This is a genomic window from Amnimonas aquatica (assembly GCF_002943415.1).
In the GTDB taxonomy this organism is placed as follows: Bacteria; Pseudomonadota; Gammaproteobacteria; order Pseudomonadales; family Moraxellaceae; genus Perlucidibaca; species Perlucidibaca aquatica_A.
This window is the reverse complement of record NZ_PTQZ01000295.1, coordinates 1-1602: the sequence shown is the minus strand read 5'-3', so window position 1 is coordinate 1602 and position 1602 is coordinate 1. Positions and strand designations below refer to the sequence as shown.

Genomic DNA, 1602 nt, shown 5'->3' with positions numbered 1-1602 from the left:
CCGGTCCCTGGCTGCTGGTGGGCCTGGCCAGCCAGCAGGTCTGGCTGCTGCGCGGCCGTGACGTGCAGGCCTGCTATCCGGCATCCACGGCGCGCAATGGCGCCGGCGAGGACAGCGGCAGCGAGCGCACGCCGCGCGGCTGGCATGTCGTGCGTGCCCGCATCGGCGCCGGCCTGCCGCTTGCGGCGGTGCTGCGCGGCAGGCGTCCGACCGGCGAGGTCTGGAGCCCGGCGCTGCACGAGGCGCAGCCGGGGCGCGACTGGATCCTCGGGCGCATCCTCTGGCTGTCGGGGCGCGAGCCGGGCGTGAACCGTGGCCGCCGCGCCGATGGCGTGCTGGTCGACAGCCTGCGCCGCTATATCTACCTCCACGGCACCCCGGACTGCGAGCCCATGGGCGAGCCGCGCTCGCACGGCTGCGTGCGCCTGCGCAACGATGACATCCTGGCGCTGTTCGAGCAGGTGCCGGCGGGCACGCCGGTGCTGATCTCGGAGGCGGCATGATCGGCAATGCCTGGCCGGTGGGCGACACCGGCTACAGCGTGCTGGAGTGGGGCGAGCTGGACCGGCAGACGCTGGGCCTGCGCATCACCGCCTGGGTGGTGGCGACGCCAAAGGGCGAGCAGCTGCCCGGGTTCCATGCCTCGCGCGCAGCGGCCGAGGCGGTGGTGCGGGCGCTGCTGGCCGGCGCGGAGAATGACGCTGTTCCGGGTGCCGGCGTTCCGCGCTGAAGCCTGTCTTCGGGGCGCTTGCAGCGGGCATGTTCAGAAAAGCGGCAATCGGTTGAAATGTCCCGAATTTCCTTTTGACAGCCGGCCGGGAATCCCTATAATGCGCCCCACACAGCGACGACAGCGGGTGTTTAGCTCAGCTGGGAGAGCAGCTCCCTTACAAGGAGCGGGTCGGCGGTTCGATCCCGTCAACACCCACCACCTCCAGTCCATGTGTGCCGACGCGCAGCGGTAGTTCAGTCGGTTAGAATACCGGCCTGTCACGCCGGGGGTCGCGGGTTCGAGTCCCGTCCGCTGCGCCATATCAAAGCTTCCGCCGACACGGAAGCGAAATGAAAAAGCCCGCCTCGCGCGGGCTTTTTCATGTCCGCGATTTCTCTCCGGCAGGCCCGCCGTTCGCCGGCCTGACCGCGACAGCAGCCTTGCTGGCCTGCTCTGTCCTTGGCCTGCAACAGTGTCGGTGCTTGAATCGGGGTTTTATCCACGCCGGAGCCTCCCGCATGTCATCCGCCAATCTCGAGATGGCCGCTGCCACCAGCACTGTCCACGCTTTCCGTGACGACGCCCTCGGCGATCTCGATGCCGTCGGCGTGGCCGAGCGCCTGCGTCGCGGCGAGGTCAGCGCGAGAGAGGTCGCCGATGCCGCGCTGGCGCGCGCCGAGGCGGTGAACCCGCTGCTCAACGCCGTGGTGCTGACCGACCGCGAGCGCATCCGCCAGGCCGGCCGTACCCGCCGCACCGGCGTGTTCGCCGACGTGCCGACCTTCATCAAGGACAACACCGACCTGAAGGGGTTGCCGACCCGCCACGGCTCGCGCGCGGTGTCCGGTGCGCCGGCAGCGGCCGACAGCGCCTTCGCGCGCCAGTACCTG

Annotated in this window: 3 protein-coding genes and 2 tRNA genes; all 5 read left to right on the top strand. The window is 70.2% G+C overall.

The window, feature by feature from the left end; all coding sequences use genetic code 11:
* Positions 1-17 precede the first annotated feature (17 nt).
* The gene (locus tag C5O18_RS09265; protein WP_338132509.1) at positions 18-503 is read left to right on the top strand and encodes a L,D-transpeptidase family protein; all 486 of its coding nucleotides are present in this window, start codon (positions 18-20) and stop codon (positions 501-503) included.
* Entirely contained in the window at positions 500-730 is a 231-nt protein-coding gene (locus C5O18_RS09260; protein WP_105193329.1) for a hypothetical protein, read from the top strand. The genes C5O18_RS09265 and C5O18_RS09260 overlap by 4 nt, the downstream gene beginning before the upstream one ends.
* A gap of 125 nt (positions 731-855) precedes the next feature.
* A tRNA-Val gene (locus tag C5O18_RS09255) sits at positions 856-931 on the top strand.
* A 24-nt stretch (positions 932-955) separates the two neighbouring features.
* Positions 956-1032, top strand: a tRNA-Asp gene (locus C5O18_RS09250).
* Positions 1033-1230: 198 nt separating this feature from the next.
* On the top strand, positions 1231-1602 hold a 372-nt coding region (locus tag C5O18_RS09245; protein WP_241146811.1), incomplete at its 3' end, for an amidase family protein.

What these genes read in the sequence shown, in the direction of transcription:
- C5O18_RS09260 (WP_105193329.1), top strand. Translation starts at nt 500, where the DNA reads ATGATCGGCAATGCCTGGCCGGTGGGCGACACCGGCTACAGCGTGCTG.